Origin of the sequence: Halorubrum lacusprofundi ATCC 49239, assembly GCF_000022205.1 — an archaeon.
Taxonomy (GTDB): domain Archaea; phylum Halobacteriota; class Halobacteria; order Halobacteriales; family Haloferacaceae; genus Halorubrum; species Halorubrum lacusprofundi.
On the sequence record NC_012028.1, the window covers coordinates 157268 to 173982 of the forward strand.

At 56.7% G+C, this 16715-nt stretch carries 12 protein-coding genes, 1 tRNA gene, 3 rRNA genes and 3 pseudogenes; 14 read left to right on the forward strand and 5 right to left on the reverse strand.

Going from position 1 to position 16715, the window contains the following annotated elements; genetic code table 11:
• Positions 1 to 30 precede the first annotated feature (30 nt).
• The 4 genes from HLAC_RS14330 (at position 31) to HLAC_RS14345 (ending at position 2820) form a co-directional block, all read left to right on the forward strand.
• Positions 31 to 690, forward strand: coding sequence for a helix-turn-helix domain-containing protein (locus HLAC_RS14330; RefSeq protein ID WP_015911449.1), 660 nt, complete (start codon positions 31 to 33; stop codon positions 688 to 690).
• 87 nt (positions 691 to 777) lie between these two features.
• A complete protein-coding gene (locus HLAC_RS14335) occupies positions 778 to 999 on the forward strand; it encodes a DUF8129 domain-containing protein (RefSeq protein WP_015911450.1) in 222 nt (73 codons plus the stop codon).
• Between the two features lie 238 nt (positions 1000 to 1237).
• Positions 1238 to 1633, forward strand: coding sequence for a hypothetical protein (locus tag HLAC_RS14340; RefSeq protein ID WP_015911451.1), 396 nt, complete (start codon positions 1238 to 1240; stop codon positions 1631 to 1633).
• Positions 1634 to 1653: 20 nt separating this feature from the next.
• Complete coding sequence (locus tag HLAC_RS14345; protein ID WP_009486633.1) at positions 1654 to 2820, forward strand: ISH3-like element ISHla1 family transposase; 1167 nt, start codon at positions 1654 to 1656, stop codon at positions 2818 to 2820.
• 209 nt (positions 2821 to 3029) lie between these two features.
• Here HLAC_RS14345 and HLAC_RS14350 read toward each other — a convergent pair.
• Positions 3030 to 3515 (reverse strand): annotated as a pseudogene (locus tag HLAC_RS14350) (transposase); the annotation flags it as partial.
• 524 nt (positions 3516 to 4039) lie between these two features.
• Between HLAC_RS14350 and HLAC_RS14355 the strand changes: the two are divergent.
• The 4 genes from HLAC_RS14355 (at position 4040) to rrf (ending at position 9191) form a co-directional block, all read left to right on the forward strand.
• Positions 4040 to 5509 (forward strand): 16S ribosomal RNA (locus tag HLAC_RS14355).
• 158 nt (positions 5510 to 5667) lie between these two features.
• Positions 5668 to 5739, forward strand: a tRNA-Ala gene (locus HLAC_RS14360).
• Positions 5740 to 6011: 272 nt separating this feature from the next.
• Positions 6012 to 8929: ribosomal RNA gene (locus HLAC_RS14365) — 23S ribosomal RNA — on the forward strand.
• 140 nt (positions 8930 to 9069) lie between these two features.
• A 5S ribosomal RNA gene (rrf, locus tag HLAC_RS14370) occupies positions 9070 to 9191 on the forward strand.
• The 16S, 23S and 5S rRNA genes sit together here with 1 tRNA gene alongside, the layout of an rRNA operon.
• Positions 9192 to 9409: 218 nt before the next feature.
• On the opposite strand, the pseudogene HLAC_RS18880 reads toward rrf, so the two are convergent.
• A pseudogene (locus HLAC_RS18880) lies at positions 9410 to 10280 on the reverse strand (Cdc6/Cdc18 family protein).
• Between the two features lie 130 nt (positions 10281 to 10410).
• On the opposite strand from HLAC_RS18880, the pseudogene HLAC_RS18885 reads away from it, so the two are divergent.
• Positions 10411 to 10542, forward strand: a pseudogene (locus HLAC_RS18885) (YccF domain-containing protein); the annotation flags it as partial.
• Positions 10543 to 10613: 71 nt separating this feature from the next.
• On the opposite strand, the gene HLAC_RS14380 reads toward HLAC_RS18885, so the two are convergent.
• Complete coding sequence (locus tag HLAC_RS14380; RefSeq protein WP_015911455.1) at positions 10614 to 11030, reverse strand: winged helix-turn-helix domain-containing protein; 417 nt, start codon at positions 11028 to 11030, stop codon at positions 10614 to 10616.
• A gap of 98 nt (positions 11031 to 11128) precedes the next feature.
• Between HLAC_RS14380 and HLAC_RS14385 the strand changes: the two genes are divergently transcribed.
• A complete protein-coding gene (locus HLAC_RS14385) occupies positions 11129 to 11749 on the forward strand; it encodes a DUF7509 family protein (protein ID WP_015911456.1) in 621 nt (206 codons plus the stop codon).
• Positions 11750 to 12157 carry a helix-turn-helix domain-containing protein gene (locus HLAC_RS17965; protein WP_206536602.1) on the forward strand — a complete coding sequence of 136 codons (408 nt, stop codon included), beginning with the start codon at positions 11750 to 11752 and terminating at the stop codon, positions 12155 to 12157.
• A 101-nt stretch (positions 12158 to 12258) separates the two neighbouring features.
• On the opposite strand, the gene HLAC_RS14390 is transcribed toward HLAC_RS17965, so the two are convergent.
• Positions 12259 to 12654, reverse strand: a complete 396-nt coding sequence (locus HLAC_RS14390) for a hypothetical protein (protein ID WP_015911457.1) — start codon at positions 12652 to 12654, stop codon at positions 12259 to 12261.
• Positions 12655 to 12996: 342 nt separating this feature from the next.
• Positions 12997 to 14163 carry an ISH3-like element ISHla1 family transposase gene (locus HLAC_RS14395; RefSeq protein WP_009486633.1) on the reverse strand — a complete coding sequence of 389 codons (1167 nt, stop codon included), beginning with the start codon at positions 14161 to 14163 and terminating at the stop codon, positions 12997 to 12999.
• A 58-nt stretch (positions 14164 to 14221) separates the two neighbouring features.
• On the opposite strand from HLAC_RS14395, the gene HLAC_RS14400 reads away from it, so the two are divergent.
• From HLAC_RS14400 to HLAC_RS14410, 3 genes are read left to right on the forward strand one after another with little or no spacing between them, the layout of a single operon-like run.
• Positions 14222 to 14533 (forward strand): GNAT family N-acetyltransferase, encoded by a 312-nt coding sequence (locus tag HLAC_RS14400; protein ID WP_079892123.1) that lies wholly within the window; start codon positions 14222 to 14224, stop codon positions 14531 to 14533.
• Positions 14520 to 16007: an amidase gene (locus HLAC_RS14405; RefSeq protein WP_015911458.1), complete on the forward strand. Its 1488-nt coding sequence runs from the start codon at positions 14520 to 14522 to the stop codon at positions 16005 to 16007. Before HLAC_RS14400 ends, HLAC_RS14405 begins: the two co-directional genes overlap by 14 nt.
• The gene (locus HLAC_RS14410) at positions 16004 to 16714 is read left to right on the forward strand and encodes an ABC transporter ATP-binding protein (protein ID WP_015911459.1); all 711 of its coding nucleotides are present in this window, start codon (positions 16004 to 16006) and stop codon (positions 16712 to 16714) included. The genes HLAC_RS14405 and HLAC_RS14410 overlap by 4 nt, the downstream gene beginning before the upstream one ends.
• The last annotated feature ends 1 nt before the right edge of the window (position 16715 follow it).

Consider the following 16715-nt stretch of genomic DNA (forward strand, 5'->3'; position numbering starts at 1 on the left):
GACTATTGCACAGAATTGTGTAGCCATAGAATGTACGAAGTGTGCGGTGAGAAGGAACTCAAGGTCATCCTCGCGCTTGACCCGGGCGATTCCATCTCCGGCGTCGCGCGGAAGATCGACGAGAACCGGGAGACGATTCGGCGCGTCGTGAATCGCCTCGAGGAGGCGGGATACGTCGCGTACGACGATGGGCTCCATCTCGTCGATCAGACGCTCCGAGACGCCGGTCTCGAGTTCCTGACGGCGTCAGCAAACATCTCGCCGCCATCCATAGCGGAGGCGTATGTCCTCCCGCAGTTCGCGGGGATGGAGTATGCATACACTGGCATCGATGCGGTCTACGTCTGGACCCGCGGTGGCTACCAAGTCGCTCGCGACCCAGAAGACTATCCGCTGTTCATCGCCGTCCACGAGCCCGACCTCGACGCCTGGACGGCGTTCTTCGACCGGTTCGGAATCCCGACTGCGGAAGAACGCCTGCCCGCTGCCGACCTCAATAGTGCGATTCAGGTGGTACTCAAGCCGCGGCCACAGATCGAACCCGAGAGGGTCGACGGACGGCCCGTTATCTCCCTTCAAGAAACCGTAGCGTTCGCAAACGAGCACTACGCCCACTTCCAGTCGGCGCTCGACATGCTCGGCCGCATGTACGACAGCGTCGACACTGACGCGAACTACCGTCCAAACTGACTTGGATTTCTGACAAGAAATTTCTTCGACCGGGAGTGGCTTGGCCGCGGTTTATTATCGCCTTGAGAGAGCGGAGGCGAACAAAAAATGAGCGACTCGTCGAATCTATCCGTCGAATCAGACGGTCTCACACCGGAACAGCGTCTTGAACCACCAAACACCCGACTCATCAACGCTGGTATCGCGACTATTCATAACATGGAGACACTCCGAGCCTGCGTCGCCTACGAGAACGCGAATCAGGGGCGCGTCCAGATCCTCCGCCGGCTTGAACAGCGGGCCAGCGAAATCCGCTCTCAGGGTGACTGACGGGACATTCGGGAATACCTGTCGGAGCCTTGGTGGGGCTCAAATAATTGACCCACCGTATTAGGGTCCGGGATATTATAGTTCAGACTATTATAGTCTGGTTCGGCTCTGTTGAAATCCTCTTGGTCAGACACATTCTTGTCTGAAACAGCTGGTCGCTAAAGAGTGCGTACTGAGCGATGACCCGCTATCGATCAAAGGTAGTAGTCTTATCTGTGAAGAACGCGGGCATCTAATAATGTCAAATGAGAGTAAGCCCAGTGGAAGTGAACGACTCGCTCAGGTGTTAGGAGAGGTGGATATGGACGAATTAGAGAAGGCTATCAAAGCCAGGATGGAGACCATCAAGAAGGCGGGCGGTTTCCACGAATCCGTTGACGGACCGGACGACGAAATGAAATACATCCTCCATAAAGACGGACTTCCGTCGGACCGATACCACGAACTCGCACGAACGATTACGGAAGCAGTTCTGGACGTAAATCCTCGGAAAGTAGCCACAGTCGGAGTTCAAGGGATAGATGAATTTCTCCGGAATCGGAATGAAGAGGCCGTCAAGACGCTCCTAGAAAGTGAAATCTCGTACGTCGAGAGCGAGTACAATGATCAGTACTTCACAAAGCCGCTTAGTTAGAACGTCTGCTTGCTGAAGGTGTGTCTAAAACCAAACAAGCAGACGGTGAGATCCACGAGGACCAGCTTCTTAACTTTCTCGTCAACCGCCTTGACGAGGAAGTTTCGCTCTCGTTAGCCAATAACGCTGAAATCACTGCTGAAGACATCTATGAGGTCCTCGTCGGCGCTTGCGCCGACGGGACCTCTGTCTCTACGCTCTGTGCGTCGAGCCAGAACTCACCCGCTGGGAACACGGTCCTCTACCATCTTCGGACGAAGTTCGAGCCGGAACGGCTCGAACGAGTCGCTAACACGCTCCTGCGAAAGGATCTCGATGAATTGCTCCCCGAACAGGTGGAGGTCTGCGCAGACCTCCACCTGCGGCCCTACTACGGTGACGAAGACGACACAGACGGCCTCTATCACTCGGTAGCGAAGCGTGGAACCACTGCGTTCCACGCCTATGCCACACTCTACGCGCGTGTGAAGAACAAACGCTACACGCTGGCGGTACGCCGTCTCAAAGACGGCGATACCGCAAGTAGTGTCCTCGCTGAGTTCTTCGGTGTCCTCGACGGCCTTGACGCCGGGGTCAAGGCCGTCTACCTTGATCGCGGATTCTACGACAGTAAGTGTCTCACGCTGCTTCAGGCGCACAATTACGCGTACGTGATCCCGATCATCCGGTGGGGTGAGGCGATTCAGCAAGAGCTCTCGGAAGGATGGAGTCGCGTCATTCAGCATGATCTGACGGGGAAACTCGACGGTCACAGCTGGACCGTCGATTTTCCCGTCTACATCGACTGTACGTACCTAAATGGGAAGTATGACGAGAACGGTGTGGCGCGTCACGGCTACGCCGCTGACGCGCCGTTCATCGACTCACCACGGGACGCTCGATACCACTACTCGAAACGCTTCGGTATCGAGTCAAGCTATCGCTTGTTTGAGCAAGCGATAGCGACAACGACAACACGAGATCCAACGGTACGGCTGCTGTACGTGGTGGTGAGTCTCCTCTTACAGAACGTCTGGCGGTACCTTCACTACGAGTATGTGGCGACGCCCCGCCGAGGCGGGCGTCGCCTCTGGTGGTGGCCGTACAAGGAGTTCGTCAATATGATTCGACGAGCTGCGTGGACGGCCCTCGCGGTGCGTCGGGCCGTCCCCGCGAATCGGCCACCTGACGACCGATTCCACCGCTAACCACCGACCGAGCAAGCCAGCGGAGTGAGTGGCGACGCTGTCGCGTCGGCGGCTGACCGCCGCCGACAGCGACAGCTCTCCGTCGATCCGTCCGTAATTCTCTCGTCGAGACCGTCAGTACAACCGCTTCGACACAGAACTCAGGCCGCAGAAACAGCTAGCCGAGGATGCTTTGTGAGGTACTGAACCTCGTGTTGACGGGCAAGTCACCTGATTTTCTGATCGTCGTAGCCTTTGTCACCGAGAAGGATGTCGATATTCACGGGGTTGCGCTTGATCAACGACGGAGCGATCTGGCTATCGCGTTTTCTTGTCGTCGTCATGTGTAGATTGAGAATTGCGTTCACTTTCATATCGACCAGGAGTGTCACCTTGAGCTGTTGAATCGTGAGTTCGGCTCGTTTAGCGAGTATTTCGAGGCGTGACTGCGGTCGAATCTTGGCGCATCAACTCTAACAACCCTGCTCGTCAGAAGTAGCGTCCGCTGAGAGAGTCAATATGACGCACCATATCTCCCTGTCTAGTCGATTAAACGCCTTACAGAGTGTTGATACTGTAGGAAGTTCGGCTAGTCCGAGAACACGACGGATGCGTGGCATCTCGATCAGTTCATCGAGCAGTCCACGGTAGGTCGTATTCTTCCGAACGTTGAAGCACAAAAGAACAACGTGTTGAGGGAGTGTATAGCGGTGTTCACATTTTGTTTCCTACTGTATTATATCATGCTCTGGCACATGGAGCTTGAGCCCCTCGTCACCGTGAGCTACTCTCGGTGGCTATGGCAACTGTTCTCTATGAAATCGCATGACGTGACGGCGATGGTTCGACGGGGTTAAGTACAACCCGGCATTCGTGTTGAATGCGAAGGTCCCCCGGCGCGGGGGACATACGGCCGACCGCTCTGCGGTCGGTCGAAGCGTTCCGACGTGCTTAAGTGTATAAGTCCGTTCGGTTAAAACGCGAAGAACGCACCGCGGACTCGGGACGTTCAATTCGTCCCGGTTTCGCAGAGTCGGTTTATTCGACTCACCTGAATGAGGATTTCGCCCCCTGCGCTCCGGCGTAAGAGGAAATCTGATGTGAGCCGTGGTAGTTCGGTGTCATCCAGGTCGCTGGGTGAACCGGACACCACATAGACCATGCAATGGTGTTTTGACTTATCGCAAGTCAAAACCCGCCAACACCCCTCTGAGCCGGGAATCAGGCTCGGAGGTTATACATTCCGGTTGATCCTGCCGGAGGCCATTGCTATTGGGATTCGATTTAGCCATGCTAGTCGCACGAGTTCAGACTCGTGGCGAATAGCTCAGTAACACGTGGCCAAACTACCCTTCGGAGCACGATACCCTCGGGAAACTGAGGTTAATAGTGCATACCACAATCCACCTGGAATGAGGATTGTGCCAAATGCTCCGGCGCCGAAGGATGTGGCTGCGGCCGATTAGGTAGACGGTGGGGTAACGGCCCACCGTGCCAATAATCGGTACGGGTCATGAGAGTGAGAACCCGGAGACGGAATCTGAGACAAGATTCCGGGCCCTACGGGGCGCAGCAGGCGCGAAACCTTTACACTGCACGCCAGTGCGATAAGGGAATCCCAAGTGCGTAGGCATAGAGCCTACGCTTTTGTACACCGTAGGGAGGTGTACGAATAAGGGCTGGGCAAGACCGGTGCCAGCCGCCGCGGTAATACCGGCAGCCCGAGTGATGGCCGATCTTATTGGGCCTAAAGCGTCCGTAGCTGGCCGCGCAAGTCTATCGGAAAATCCACCCGCTCAACGGGTGGGCGTCCGGTAGAAACTGCGTGGCTTGGGACCGGAAGGCGCGACGGGTACGTCCGGGGTAGGAGTGAAATCCTGTAATCCTGGACGGACCGCCGATGGCGAAAGCACGTCGCGAGGACGGATCCGACAGTGAGGGACGAAAGCCAGGGTCTCGAACCGGATTAGATACCCGGGTAGTCCTGGCCGTAAACAATGTCTGTTAGGTGTGGCTCCCACTACGAGTGGGTGCTGTGCCGTAGGGAAGCCGCTAAACAGACCGCCTGGGAAGTACGTCCGCAAGGATGAAACTTAAAGGAATTGGCGGGGGAGCACTACAACCGGAGGAGCCTGCGGTTTAATTGGACTCAACGCCGGACATCTCACCAGCGTCGACTGTAATAATGACGATCAGGTTGATGACCTTATCCGAGTTTCAGAGAGGAGGTGCATGGCCGCCGTCAGCTCGTACCGTGAGGCGTCCTGTTAAGTCAGGCAACGAGCGAGACCCGCATCCTTACTTGCCAGCAGCACTGCGAAGTGGCTGGGGACAGTAGGGAGACCGCCGTGGCCAACACGGAGGAAGGAACGGGCAACGGTAGGTCAGTATGCCCCGAATGCGCTGGGCAACACGCGGGCTACAATGGTCGAGACAAAGGGTTCCAACTCCGAAAGGAGACGGTAATCTCAGAAACTCGATCGTAGTTCGGATTGTGGGCTGCAACTCGCCCACATGAAGCTGGATTCGGTAGTAATCGCGTGTCATAAGCGCGCGGTGAATACGTCCCTGCTCCTTGCACACACCGCCCGTCAAAGCACCCGAGTGAGGTCCGGATGAGGCTCGTTACACGAGTCGAATCTGGGCTTCGCAAGGGGGCTTAAGTCGTAACAAGGTAGCCGTAGGGGAATCTGCGGCTGGATCACCTCCACCGACCCGAGACTCGCCCTTCTGGGCGAGCTCACCTTTCGACCGTCACCAGACGGTCACTATTCATGCATGGTCTGTGTCCGACCACTCGCCGGCCTGGACACCGACGAACTACCACGGTTCACACAGACACCGATCATCCTTCCCACGTGGGAAGGTGGGCTCATAGCTCAGCGGTAGAGTGCCTCCTTTGCAAGGAGGATGCCCTGGGTTCGAATCCCAGTGAGTCCATGTCAGCCTCGGTCCGAATCCGTCCCCTTAAGTGGAAGACGCGACTCGGATTGAGTAGACGACGACCGATGCACCATCTCGGGAAACCGCGGATGGGAAGGGTTCGACGGACACGCTCCTGCCTGGACGTGATCCAATGACGACCGTGTATACGTGCGATCCAGACGTCCACTGAACTCATACGAGTTCGTGGAACGTCAGTGAACCATATACAGTCGGGTGACATTTAGTCACTTGACACCGTCAGCGGTTCTTTATTGAATCGACTGACACACTACTGGCTACTGTGCCAGCTGGTGAATGGCTCGGCTCGAGAGCCGATGAAGGACGTGCCAAGCTGCGAAAAGCTCATGGGACCCGCATGGAGGGGAAGAACATGAGATATCCGAATCGGAATCCGTTTACAATTGCCACGCGCAATAGGGAACTCCCTGAATTGAAACATCTCAGTAAGGGAAGGAAAAGAACGCAATAGCGATGTCGTCAGTAACCGCGAGTGAACGCGACACAGCCCAAACCGAAGGTCTTCGGACCAATGTGGTGTTCGGGTTGACAATCAATTCTCGACATTTCATCTGAAGTCTCCTGGAATGGAGCGTGAAACAGGGTGACAACCCCGTAAGATGAGACAGTACAGAAGGCGTCAATACCAGAGTAGCAGGGGTCGGATATCCTCTGTGAACGACTCAGGCATCCCCTGAGAAGGCTAAACACTCCTCGAGACCGATAGCGAACAAGTAGCGTGAGCGAACGCTGAAAAGCACCCCGAGAAGGGCGGTGCAATAGGGCCTGAAATCAGTTGGCGATCGAGCGACAGGGCGTACAAGGCGTCTCTTAAAACGAGCGAGAAGCGATTCTCTAGTAGGAAGAGAGACGAGCCGGCGTCGTGTCGTGCGTTTTGAAAAACGACCCAGGGAGTGCACTTGATTGGCGAGTCTAACCCGTGAACCGGGGAAGGCGCAGGGAAACCGATACGGCCGCAGCACATTCGTGTGAGGGCCACCGTGTTCAAGCGCGGGGAGTCAATTGGGTGCGACCCGAAACCAGGCGATCTATACACAGGCAGGGTGAAGCGTGGCGAAAGCCACGTGGAGGCCCGTTAGAGTTGGTATTCTACAATATCCTCTCGTGATCTGTGCATAGGGGTGAAAGGCCCATCGAGCCTGGCAACAGCTGGTTCCAACCGAAACATGTCGAAGCATGACCTCATCCGAGATAGCCCGCGGGGTAGAGCTACCGATTGGATGACCCGCCTCCGAGAGGAGTCGGCCATCCTGTCGAACTCCAAACCCGCAGGCGTTGTAGACGATGGGAGTCCGGTGCGCGGGGTAAGCCTGTGTACCGTGAGGGGAACAACCCAGAGCCGGGTTAAGGTCCCAAAGTGTAGATTAAGTGCGATTCGAAGGTGGTCTCAAGCCCTAAACAGCCGGGAGGTGAGCTTAGAAGCAGCTACCCTCTAAGAAAAGCGTAACAGCTTACCGGCCGAGGTTTGAGGCGCCCAAAATGATCGGGGCTCAAATCTACCACCGAGACCTGGCCGTGCCCTTGACAGGGGCAACCGCGTAGGTTGGCGTTCTGTTCGGATGGAAGCACGGGTGAGAACTCGTGTGGACCGTTCAGAAACGACAATCCTGGTCACAGTAGCAGCGATAGTCGGGTGAGAACCTCGACGGCCTGAAGAGCAAGGGTTCCTCGGCACTGCCACTCAGCCGAGGGTCAGCCGGTCCTAAGATGCACCGTAACTCGACTGCATCAACGGGAAACTGGTTAAGATTCCAGTGCCATCGTGCAGTAAACGTCGACGCCGTGTGGAACGCTGAGCCGGGCTTTCGCCCGGTCGAATCGTGGAAACTCGTGGAAGCCGTCACGGCACGAAGCGAGCGAAACGCGAGATAGCGCAAGTCAGCCGTACATAGGGCCCGTGAAAAGACAAGCACGATGTCCGTACCAAGATCCGACACAGGTGCTCTGGCAGCGCAAGCCAAGGCCTGTCGGGAGAACCGACGTTAGGGAATTCGGCAAGTTAGTCCCGTACCTTCGGAAGAAGGGATGCCTGCTCTCGACGGAGCAGGTCGCAGTGACTCGGGCGCTCCGACTGTCTAATAACAACACAGGTGACCGCAAATCCGCAAGGACTCGTACGGTCACTGAATCCTGCCCAGTGCGGGTATCTGAACACCTCGTACAAGAGGACGAAGGACCCGTCAACGGCGGGGGTAACTATGACCCTCTTAAGGTAGCGTAGTACCTTGCCGCTTCAGTAGCGGCTTGCATGAATGGATAAACGAGAGCGCCACTGTCCCAACGTTGGACCCGGTGAACTGTACGTTCCAGTGCGGAGTCTGGAGACCCCCAAGGGGAAGCGAAGACCCTATAGAGCTTTACTGCAGGCTGTCGCTGAGACGTGGTCGCCGATGTGCAGCATAGGTAGGAGTCATTACACAGGTACCCGCGCCAGCGGGCCACCGAGACAACATTGAAATACTACCCGTCGGTGACTGCGACTCTCACTCCGGGAGGAGTACACCGGTAGCCGGGCAGTTTGACTGGGGCGGTACGCGCTCGAAAAGATATCGAGCGCGCCCGAAGATCATCTCAGCCGGGTCGGAAATCCGGCGAAGAGCGCAAGAGCACAAGATGGTCTGACAGTGTCATTCCCAACGAGTGACGCTGACGCGAAAGCGTGGTCTAGCGAACCTACGAGGCTCCGGAATGGGGCCCGTAGATGACAGAAAAGCTACCTTAGGGATAACAGAGTCGTCACCCGCAAGAGCACATATCGACCGGGTGGCTTGCTACCTCGATGTCGGTTCCCTCCATCCTGCCCGTGCAGAAGCGGGCAAGGGTGAGGTTGTTCGCCTATTAAAGGAGGTCGTGAGCTGGGTTTAGACCGTCGTGAGACAGGTCGGCTGCTATCTATTGGGGGTGTCAAGGTACTTGACGTGAACGAACGTATAGTACGAGAGGAACTACGTTTGGTCGCCACTGGTGTACCGGTTGTGTGAGAACGCAATGCCGGGTAGCCACGCGACACGGGGTAAGAGCTGAACGCATCTAAGCTCGAAACCCACATGGAAAAGAAGTACCGATGAGGTCACTCGTAGAAGACGAGTTCGATAGACTCGGGATGTACGCACCGAGGCAACGAGGTGTTGAGTCCACGAGCACTAACAGACCGAAGCCACAGTCATACGGCACTGACACCACAGGTCGTATGAGTTCAGGCGGTAACTGGATCGCACATATACACGGTCGGACGAACCACCGACACAGGCGTCTCTCTCGGCGACAGCGCAGAGAGAGTCTCGGTTCAACTCCGAGAGTCGGCGTAAAGGCGGCCATAGCGGTGGAGAAACACCCGTACCCATTCCGAACACGGAAGTTAAGCCCACCAGCGTACCGGGAAGTACTGGAGTGAGCGATCCTCTGGGAACCGCGGTTCGCCGCCTACCATTCATACGGGAGTATACTCCCACTATTCAGCCCACGGACACTGTGTCCGTGGGCTGTTTTGCTGTATAGAAGTCTCATAGAACGGATCTCATGCCGAATGCACCGGAAAAAGATCGTCGGCTGAGTGCCGAATATCACTTTCAGGGGCAAGATCTACCTGGAGAAGTTCGCCATATGACGGGTATGCAGACTATTCGATGACACGCTCAACAATTTACTACATCGGTGAGGTCGCTGCCGAATCGATGAGTGAATACTCTCGGTCTCGACTCGTGCCCTCCGCCTCGAGGAGGTTGTACTGAGGCATCTTCGAAAGATAGGTGAACAGTCCGCTTCGTCTGTGGGTCGTCGACCGCCTCAGTATAGCGGTCGTGAATTTTGCTTGGTCCGAGGGGGCCGTGGTCACGAACAATATCGTAGACGACCCGCTGGTGTTGGGTGAGTGAATCCAGGCTCTTCTGCTTGATTTGGGCCCGAGCATCTTCACGAGCATCTTCAGCGGCGTCTAGGAGGATGTCATTAGTGATCTTCTCGTGATTTTCGCGGTCAGCCGTGCTGGCTGCGCTGCGAAGCATCCCGATAGCAAGGCGGGCATCGCCAGCGGCGGCATCAGCGATCTAATAGAGCAGGTCGTCGGTGATGACGCCGTTCTCAAGCCCTCACTTCGTTCGAGCACTCAGAATGTCGTATAGTTGCTCGTTGTGGTACTTGTCCATCCGGACGTGTAGAGCGCAGGCGGCTCACGAAACGGTCGTCGACGCGGCTGAACAGCTCCTCTTCTTTGTTCGCGATGAAGATAATTGCAAACTGCGGCAGGCTGTGGAGATCGTAAATGATGCTCGGGCTTCAACTTTGTCGACCTCATCGAGCATGACGACAGTTCACGGATTCTCGTACTGTTGGTGCCGCTCGATGAGTTCGTCGTGGGGTGCCGACTGGCGGTGGATGTCGATTGTGGCGCCGATGTCGTTGAGGATCTGGTATTGTGTCCGGACCTGGGTGTAATTCCGCCAGCAGTTGACGTAGGTGGCCTCGACGTCTCGGAGCGTGAAGAACGTCCCATAGCCTTTCGCTGTCGCATCGGACACTTCGCCGACAACATACGTTGGAAACCGATCTGCGGCGGATTCCAAGATGGCAGCGATCTCGTCATTGAGTCGGGCGACAGACCAGGCTGGTTCGTCTATCTCCACGTAGCCAACTGCGGTTTGTCCTCGTGGGTGGTGGCTGAGTTTGTTGTGGGCGAACGTGGCGTCGGCCCTCGCAATCACGGTCGTGGGGCTACCGATCGAAATCTGGATGCTCAACCGGTTGCCATACGTGACGTCACTGTACCGGTTTCACGGGTAGTCCCGTCAGGCAGTCAAGGTGGAAGGCCGCAAATTGGGTGCGACGAACACACTGACAAGCACCTATTCAGTCTATCGGCGATCGGCTGAACTGTTGTACATCGTCTCGAAGTCTTCTTCACCGCGGATCAATTCGTCGACACCCTTTGTGAGCGTTACTTCTCCGAACACTGTCGCTCGGTAGTACGTATACAAGCCATCTTGGCCCCGCTCGGTCTGCTGGCGTTTTTCGACGAGGCCCACATCAACAAGTTTGTTGAGGTGGTAGTGGAGGGTGCTGTCATCGATCCCGATCACTCCCTCTAGTTCTTTAGGACTCATGTCACCGCCGTGGACGAGCCGGTAGAGGATCTCGTATCTGGTCCGATGCCCCACGGCTGCGTGCATTGCAAGATACTCGTCAAGGCTGAGGACACTCTCTTCCGGCAGTAATTCTTCGGGATCCTCTGGAAATTCTCCTCCGGCTGTCTGTGTGTGGTTCGTCGCCATCTTACTCTACGGTAGGATAGAGAGACTCTTAGTCTTTCTCAAGCCGAATTCTCTCAAAAAATGGGACTTTTAAGTACTTTTAGTGGACATAATCGCTTATGACTGTGGAGATTACGCGTGACGTGATTGCCGAACGGTTAGGTCACGTAACGTACGACCGGTTTCTCTTCTACTTGATGGGTCCATACAAATCGTTCAATCTTAACTACGTTCTCAGCGAGAAAGAGCGCCAGGAAATTGACGTAGAGGACCTCCCAGGGCCGCTCCGGCAATTATTTCAGAGCAAAGAAGAGATCGACGCGGCGCAGGCACTGCTACGACGGGTACAGGGAGCACTTCGTGTGAAACCCGGAGTAAACGCATTTCTCGCTCTTGACGTTGACGTGGATACTGATAATGTAGACGCGGCGACTCAAAGTATTAAATACACGCGGTGTAGTAACGCGACTGCGTTCATCTTACCGTTTCTCGGCCATAATTTCGGCGTCGGAGAAGAAGCTGGGAGTATTCTGGAGGCACTTTCGGAAACACACAGTGACCGGTTCATCTTCGTTCATGAGAACGATGTTACGAGTGCGATGATACGATCTGCACAGGTGCGATGGGACCTCCGGGTGGAAACGTATGCGACCGAGTCAGAACTCATTTCGAAACTTCGGCTGTTCGCTGGTGGCATCATGCATCAAGAGCGCCGGGGAGATCTCGATCGGTTGGATTGATTGGGCACTATTGAAATCCTCATCAGGAGAATATTTCACCCCGGTGTCGATCAGCACCGTGGATTCATTCTGCAATTAAACAATACGGGAATCTCGACTTGCGACCAAAACAAATCGAGAAAGACCGTTCAAGAGCAACTGGAGGTCCTCGTTGAAGCAGAGATTGTTGAATCTACGACTATCCGCCGAACAGGGACGCGCGGGTTGCCGTGGAAATTCTACGGTTTCACCGAGCGTGGTGCTGACATTCTCGGGAAGTTCAATTACCTCAAGGGTGTTCCGATAGCGCGAGCGGCACATCAAAAAACGCGCAAGCCCGAAAAGATCGAGCGGCATGAGACGGCTCCGCGACCACCTCTTCCAGAGCCGGTTCGTGTAACGTTCCGAATCGACGAAGAAGAAGCGTAACGGAGATCGCCTCTAGCTGAGAGAGACCACAGCGGTCAGCAGACCGGAGCCCCAATCACTCGGCCGGCCTTCTGTCGGTGTCCGTTCTGACCCCGTTACGGTCAATACAGATGGCCGAAGTACCAGTTGCCGTCATAGTAAACGAGTAACACGGCGATATGGTCACGTATTGAGAGTCGTTCCCGGAGATCGTTGAACGGTTCCGAATACGGTTCACATTCGGTGTACGTTTCGTCGATCGCTTGGGTCACGATGTCCTGCTGTTGGGTCGTCAGGGAGTCAAGAACGACGCCGCGGTTGTCGCCGATATGGTCTGTGAACGCAGCCGGTGACGTAGCAACGAGTTCAGTCGAGACGGTCGTGCTCGTGATCTCCACCGTCTGTTGTCCTTCGAAGGTCAATCGTAGCAACGTTTCATCCCATTCCAGATAATGTGTGGCACCATCCGGGGTGAACACGGACTGATCCCGTATCTCGGTCTGTTCGTACGCAAACATGACTGAGAACGACGTGTAATGTGGTGCATGGAGGAGCCCTGAATTTCCTATCGCACTGCGGAGTGACTCCCGATCGTGAGCAGGCAATTCCGTGAACGAACGGACTGTCACCCCATCCGAGAGCGTGGATTCATCGATATCGATCTCGACCGAGTATCAGTACCTCACAAAGCATCCTCGGCTAGCTGTTTCTGCGGCCTGAGTTCTGTGTCGAAGCGGTTGTACTGACGGTCTCGACGAGAGAATTACGGACGGATCGACGGAGAGCTGTCGCTGTCGGCGGCGGTCAGCCGCCGACGCGACAGCGTCGCCACTCACTCCGCTGGCTTGCTCGGTCGGTGGTTAGCGGTGGAATCGGTCGTCAGGTGGCCGATTCGCGGGGACGGCCCGACGCACCGCGAGGGCCGTCCACGCAGCTCGTCGAATCATATTGACGAACTCCTTGTACGGCCACCACCAGAGGCGACGCCCGCCTCGGCGGGGCGTCGCCACATACTCGTAGTGAAGGTACCGCCAGACGTTCTGTAAGAGGAGACTCACCACCACGTACAGCAGCCGTACCGTTGGATCTCGTGTTGTCGTTGTCGCTATCGCTTGCTCAAACAAGCGATAGCTTGACTCGATACCGAAGCGTTTCGAGTAGTGGTATCGAGCGTCCCGTGGTGAGTCGATGAACGGCGCGTCAGCGGCGTAGCCGTGACGCGCCACACCGTTCTCGTCATACTTCCCATTTAGGTACGTACAGTCGATGTAGACGGGAAAATCGACGGTCCAGCTGTGACCGTCGAGTTTCCCCGTCAGATCATGCTGAATGACGCGACTCCATCCTTCCGAGAGCTCTTGCTGAATCGCCTCACCCCACCGGATGATCGGGATCACGTACGCGTAATTGTGCGCCTGAAGCAGCGTGAGACACTTACTGTCGTAGAATCCGCGATCAAGGTAGACGGCCTTGACCCCGGCGTCAAGGCCGTCGAGGACACCGAAGAACTCAGCGAGGACACTACTTGCGGTATCGCCGTCTTTGAGACGGCGTACCGCCAGCGTGTAGCGTTTGTTCTTCACACGCGCGTAGAGTGTGGCATAGGCGTGGAACGCAGTGGTTCCACGCTTCGCTACCGAGTGATAGAGGCCGTCTGTGTCGTCTTCGTCACCGTAGTAGGGCCGCAGGTGGAGGTCTGCGCAGACCTCCACCTGTTCGGGGAGCAATTCATCGAGATCCTTTCGCAGGAGCGTGTTAGCGACTCGTTCGAGCCGTTCCGGCTCGAACTTCGTCCGAAGATGGTAGAGGACCGTGTTCCCAGCGGGTGAGTTCTGGCTCGACGCACAGAGCGTAGAGACAGAGGTCCCGTCGGCGCAAGCGCCGACGAGGACCTCATAGATGTCTTCAGCAGTGATTTCAGCGTTATTGGCTAACGAGAGCGAAACTTCCTCGTCAAGGCGGTTGACGAGAAAGTTAAGAAGCTGGTCCTCGTGGATCTCACCGTCTGCTTGTTTGGTTTTAGACACACCTTCAGCAAGCAGACGTTCTAACTAAGCGGCTTTGTGAAGTACTGAGTATGAGTCGATGGCCGAGGAGGGCTACCAGCTGTTCGCAGGTTACGTAAACGACGAACCGATTGCTGTCGCCGGGGTCACAATCTCGACGAACTTCTACCTTGGCCGACACGCGTACGTCTACGACCTGGTCGTCGATGAGAATAATCGCTCGAAAGGGTACGGAGCGGAACTTCTCGAATACGTTCACAACTGGGCCGCGGACAACGATTGCGTGGCTGTCGAGCTCGAGTCGGGACTCTGGCGCGAAGATGCGCACCGATTCTATCTCGACCTCGACTACGAAAAATACTGCTACTCATTTAAATATGACCTCAAGTAACAACCAAACTGATCTCTGTTACGCCTCTGCAACGGCGCTCGCTGCGGACATTCGCCGCGGAGAGCGCTCGCCAGTTGCGGTCGTCGACGCGTTCCTCGATCGGATCGAGCGGGTGAATCCCGAGATCAACGCGTATGTCACGGTGTGTTCGGAGTCGGCTAGAGAGGCCGCACGTGAGGCCGAGCGCGCTGTCGAACGCGGTGACGACATCGGCCCGCTTCACGGTGTCCCGGTTGCGATCAAGGATCTAAACCGCGTCGCTGGCGTGCGGACCACGTTCGGATCCCCGGCCTTCGCTGACCACGTTCCGGAGCACGACGACGTCGTCGTCTCACGACTTCGGGAGGCAGGGGCGATCATCCTTGGAAAGACGAACACTCCCGAATTCGGCCGTAAAACCAAGACGGATAACCCAGTATTCGGCGCGTCCGGGAACCCGTGGGACCCGAGTCGGACGACCGGCGGTTCTTCGGGCGGAAGCGCAGCGGCGGTCGCCGCCGGGTTAGCGCCGATCGCGCTCGGATCCGACGCGGCGGGTTCGATCCGGATCCCGTCAAGCGCCTGTGGCGTGTTTGGGTTTCTGCCGGACTTCGGCCGCGTACCTGCGGGGCCGGTTCGTTCCGACGCGTTCCAAGATCTGCTCCCGTACACGTTCCTCGGCCCGATCGCTCGGACTGTCTCGGACGCGGCGCTCATGATCGAGGCGATTTCGGGACCCGACACCGCTGACCCTAATGGACTCCCTACGCCGACCGGTTCCTACCGCGACGCAGTCGAGTCAGCCCCTGATCTTGCTGACCTCCGGATCGGTTACTCACCGGACTTTGGTGACTTCGTCGTCTCCAAGTCGGTCTCGGAAACGGTTGAATCAGCGCTTGATGACCTATCGGCGGCCGGCGCGACCGTTGAGGAGGTCGAGATTCCCTTCGAAGGAAGTTGGGAGGAGCGTCACGACGCGATCGAGTGGATCCTCCAGTCTCGATACGTGGGGCTATATGAGAATCTCAAGCAGGATTCCGACGTCGATCTGTTGACGATCGATGAACCGATCACGCCCGAGGTCCGCTCGCGGATCCGGGCCGGGCTCGAACTCGATACCACGACTCTTGCGACGGCACGCCGCCGCAGAACTGCGGTATACGACGCGATTACCGAGGCGCTTGAAGACGTCGACGTGCTTGTGACGCCGACGCTCGGCCGAACCGCGTTCGGTCTCGATGTCGACAACCCGACCGTGGACGGAGAGTCTGTTCACCGCATGCACGGCTGGACGCTTACGTGGCCGTTGAACCTCAGCGGACATCCCGCGGCCTCGATCCCTGTCGGGTTTGACGACTCCGGGCTCCCAATCGGAATGCAGGTCGTTGGTGGCCGGCTCGAAGACCGTAAAGTGATGTCCGCAAGTGCGGCGATTGAGGAGACAATCCCTTGGAAGAACGCGTATCCCCCGGAAGCGATCGAAGGTGACAGATGACACCAGTACTCTCAGTCGACAACGTCAAGAAACGGTTCGGTGGTATCGTCGCCGTTGACGGGCTGAACCTGGAGGTAGAGCCTGGTGAAATCGTCGGTCTGATCGGTCCGAACGGGGCCGGTAAGACGACCACGCTCAACCTTATCACTGGGTTCTTGACCCCGAACGAGGGACGAATCTCGCTCAACGGGACCGAGGTCACCGGCGACTCGCCGGACTCGATCTCGAAGAGCGGGATCGGCCGGACCTTTCAGATCTCGAAGCCGTTCGGCCGGCTCTCCGTGTACGAGAACCTGCTCGTTCCGAACGTCTCGTGCGGTCCAACTGAACAAGAGGCCCGGATCGACCGGCTACTCCAAGAGCTACACCTTGAGGAGGTACGGGAGAACCGCGCCGACGAGCTCAGTGGCGGCCAGAAGAAACTGCTCGAACTCGCGCGAGTGCTGATGCTCGAACCCGACCTGATCCTGCTTGACGAACCCGCGGCGGGGATCAACCCGGCACTGATGGACGACATCATAGACGACATTCAGCGTATCAACGAGCAGGGTACCGCGATCCTCGTTATCGAACACGACATGTCCGTAATAAGTGAACTCTGTGAACGCGTCGTCGTGATGAACGCCGGTCGAAACATCGCCTCGGGAACCTTCGAGGAGATCCGTGGAGACGAGACGGTCTGTGAGGCGTACCTCGGGGGAACCTGAG

Excerpts from the sequence above, each read along its gene's own strand:
- HLAC_RS14380 (WP_015911455.1), bottom strand. The coding sequence starts at position 11,030 with ATGGCGACGAACCACACACAGACAGCCGGAGGAGAATTTCCAGAGGAT.
- HLAC_RS14335 (WP_015911450.1), top strand. The coding sequence starts at position 778 with ATGAGCGACTCGTCGAATCTATCCGTCGAATCAGACGGTCTCACACCG.
- HLAC_RS14390 (WP_015911457.1), bottom strand. The coding sequence starts at position 12,654 with ATGTTTGCGTACGAACAGACCGAGATACGGGATCAGTCCGTGTTCACC.
- HLAC_RS14340 (WP_015911451.1), top strand. The coding sequence starts at position 1,238 with ATGTCAAATGAGAGTAAGCCCAGTGGAAGTGAACGACTCGCTCAGGTG.
- HLAC_RS14410 (WP_015911459.1), top strand. The coding sequence starts at position 16,004 with ATGACACCAGTACTCTCAGTCGACAACGTCAAGAAACGGTTCGGTGGT.
- HLAC_RS14385 (WP_015911456.1), top strand. The coding sequence starts at position 11,129 with ATGACTGTGGAGATTACGCGTGACGTGATTGCCGAACGGTTAGGTCAC.
- HLAC_RS14405 (WP_015911458.1), top strand. The coding sequence starts at position 14,520 with ATGACCTCAAGTAACAACCAAACTGATCTCTGTTACGCCTCTGCAACG.
- HLAC_RS14330 (WP_015911449.1), top strand. The coding sequence starts at position 31 with ATGTACGAAGTGTGCGGTGAGAAGGAACTCAAGGTCATCCTCGCGCTT.
- HLAC_RS14400 (WP_079892123.1), top strand. The coding sequence starts at position 14,222 with ATGGCCGAGGAGGGCTACCAGCTGTTCGCAGGTTACGTAAACGACGAA.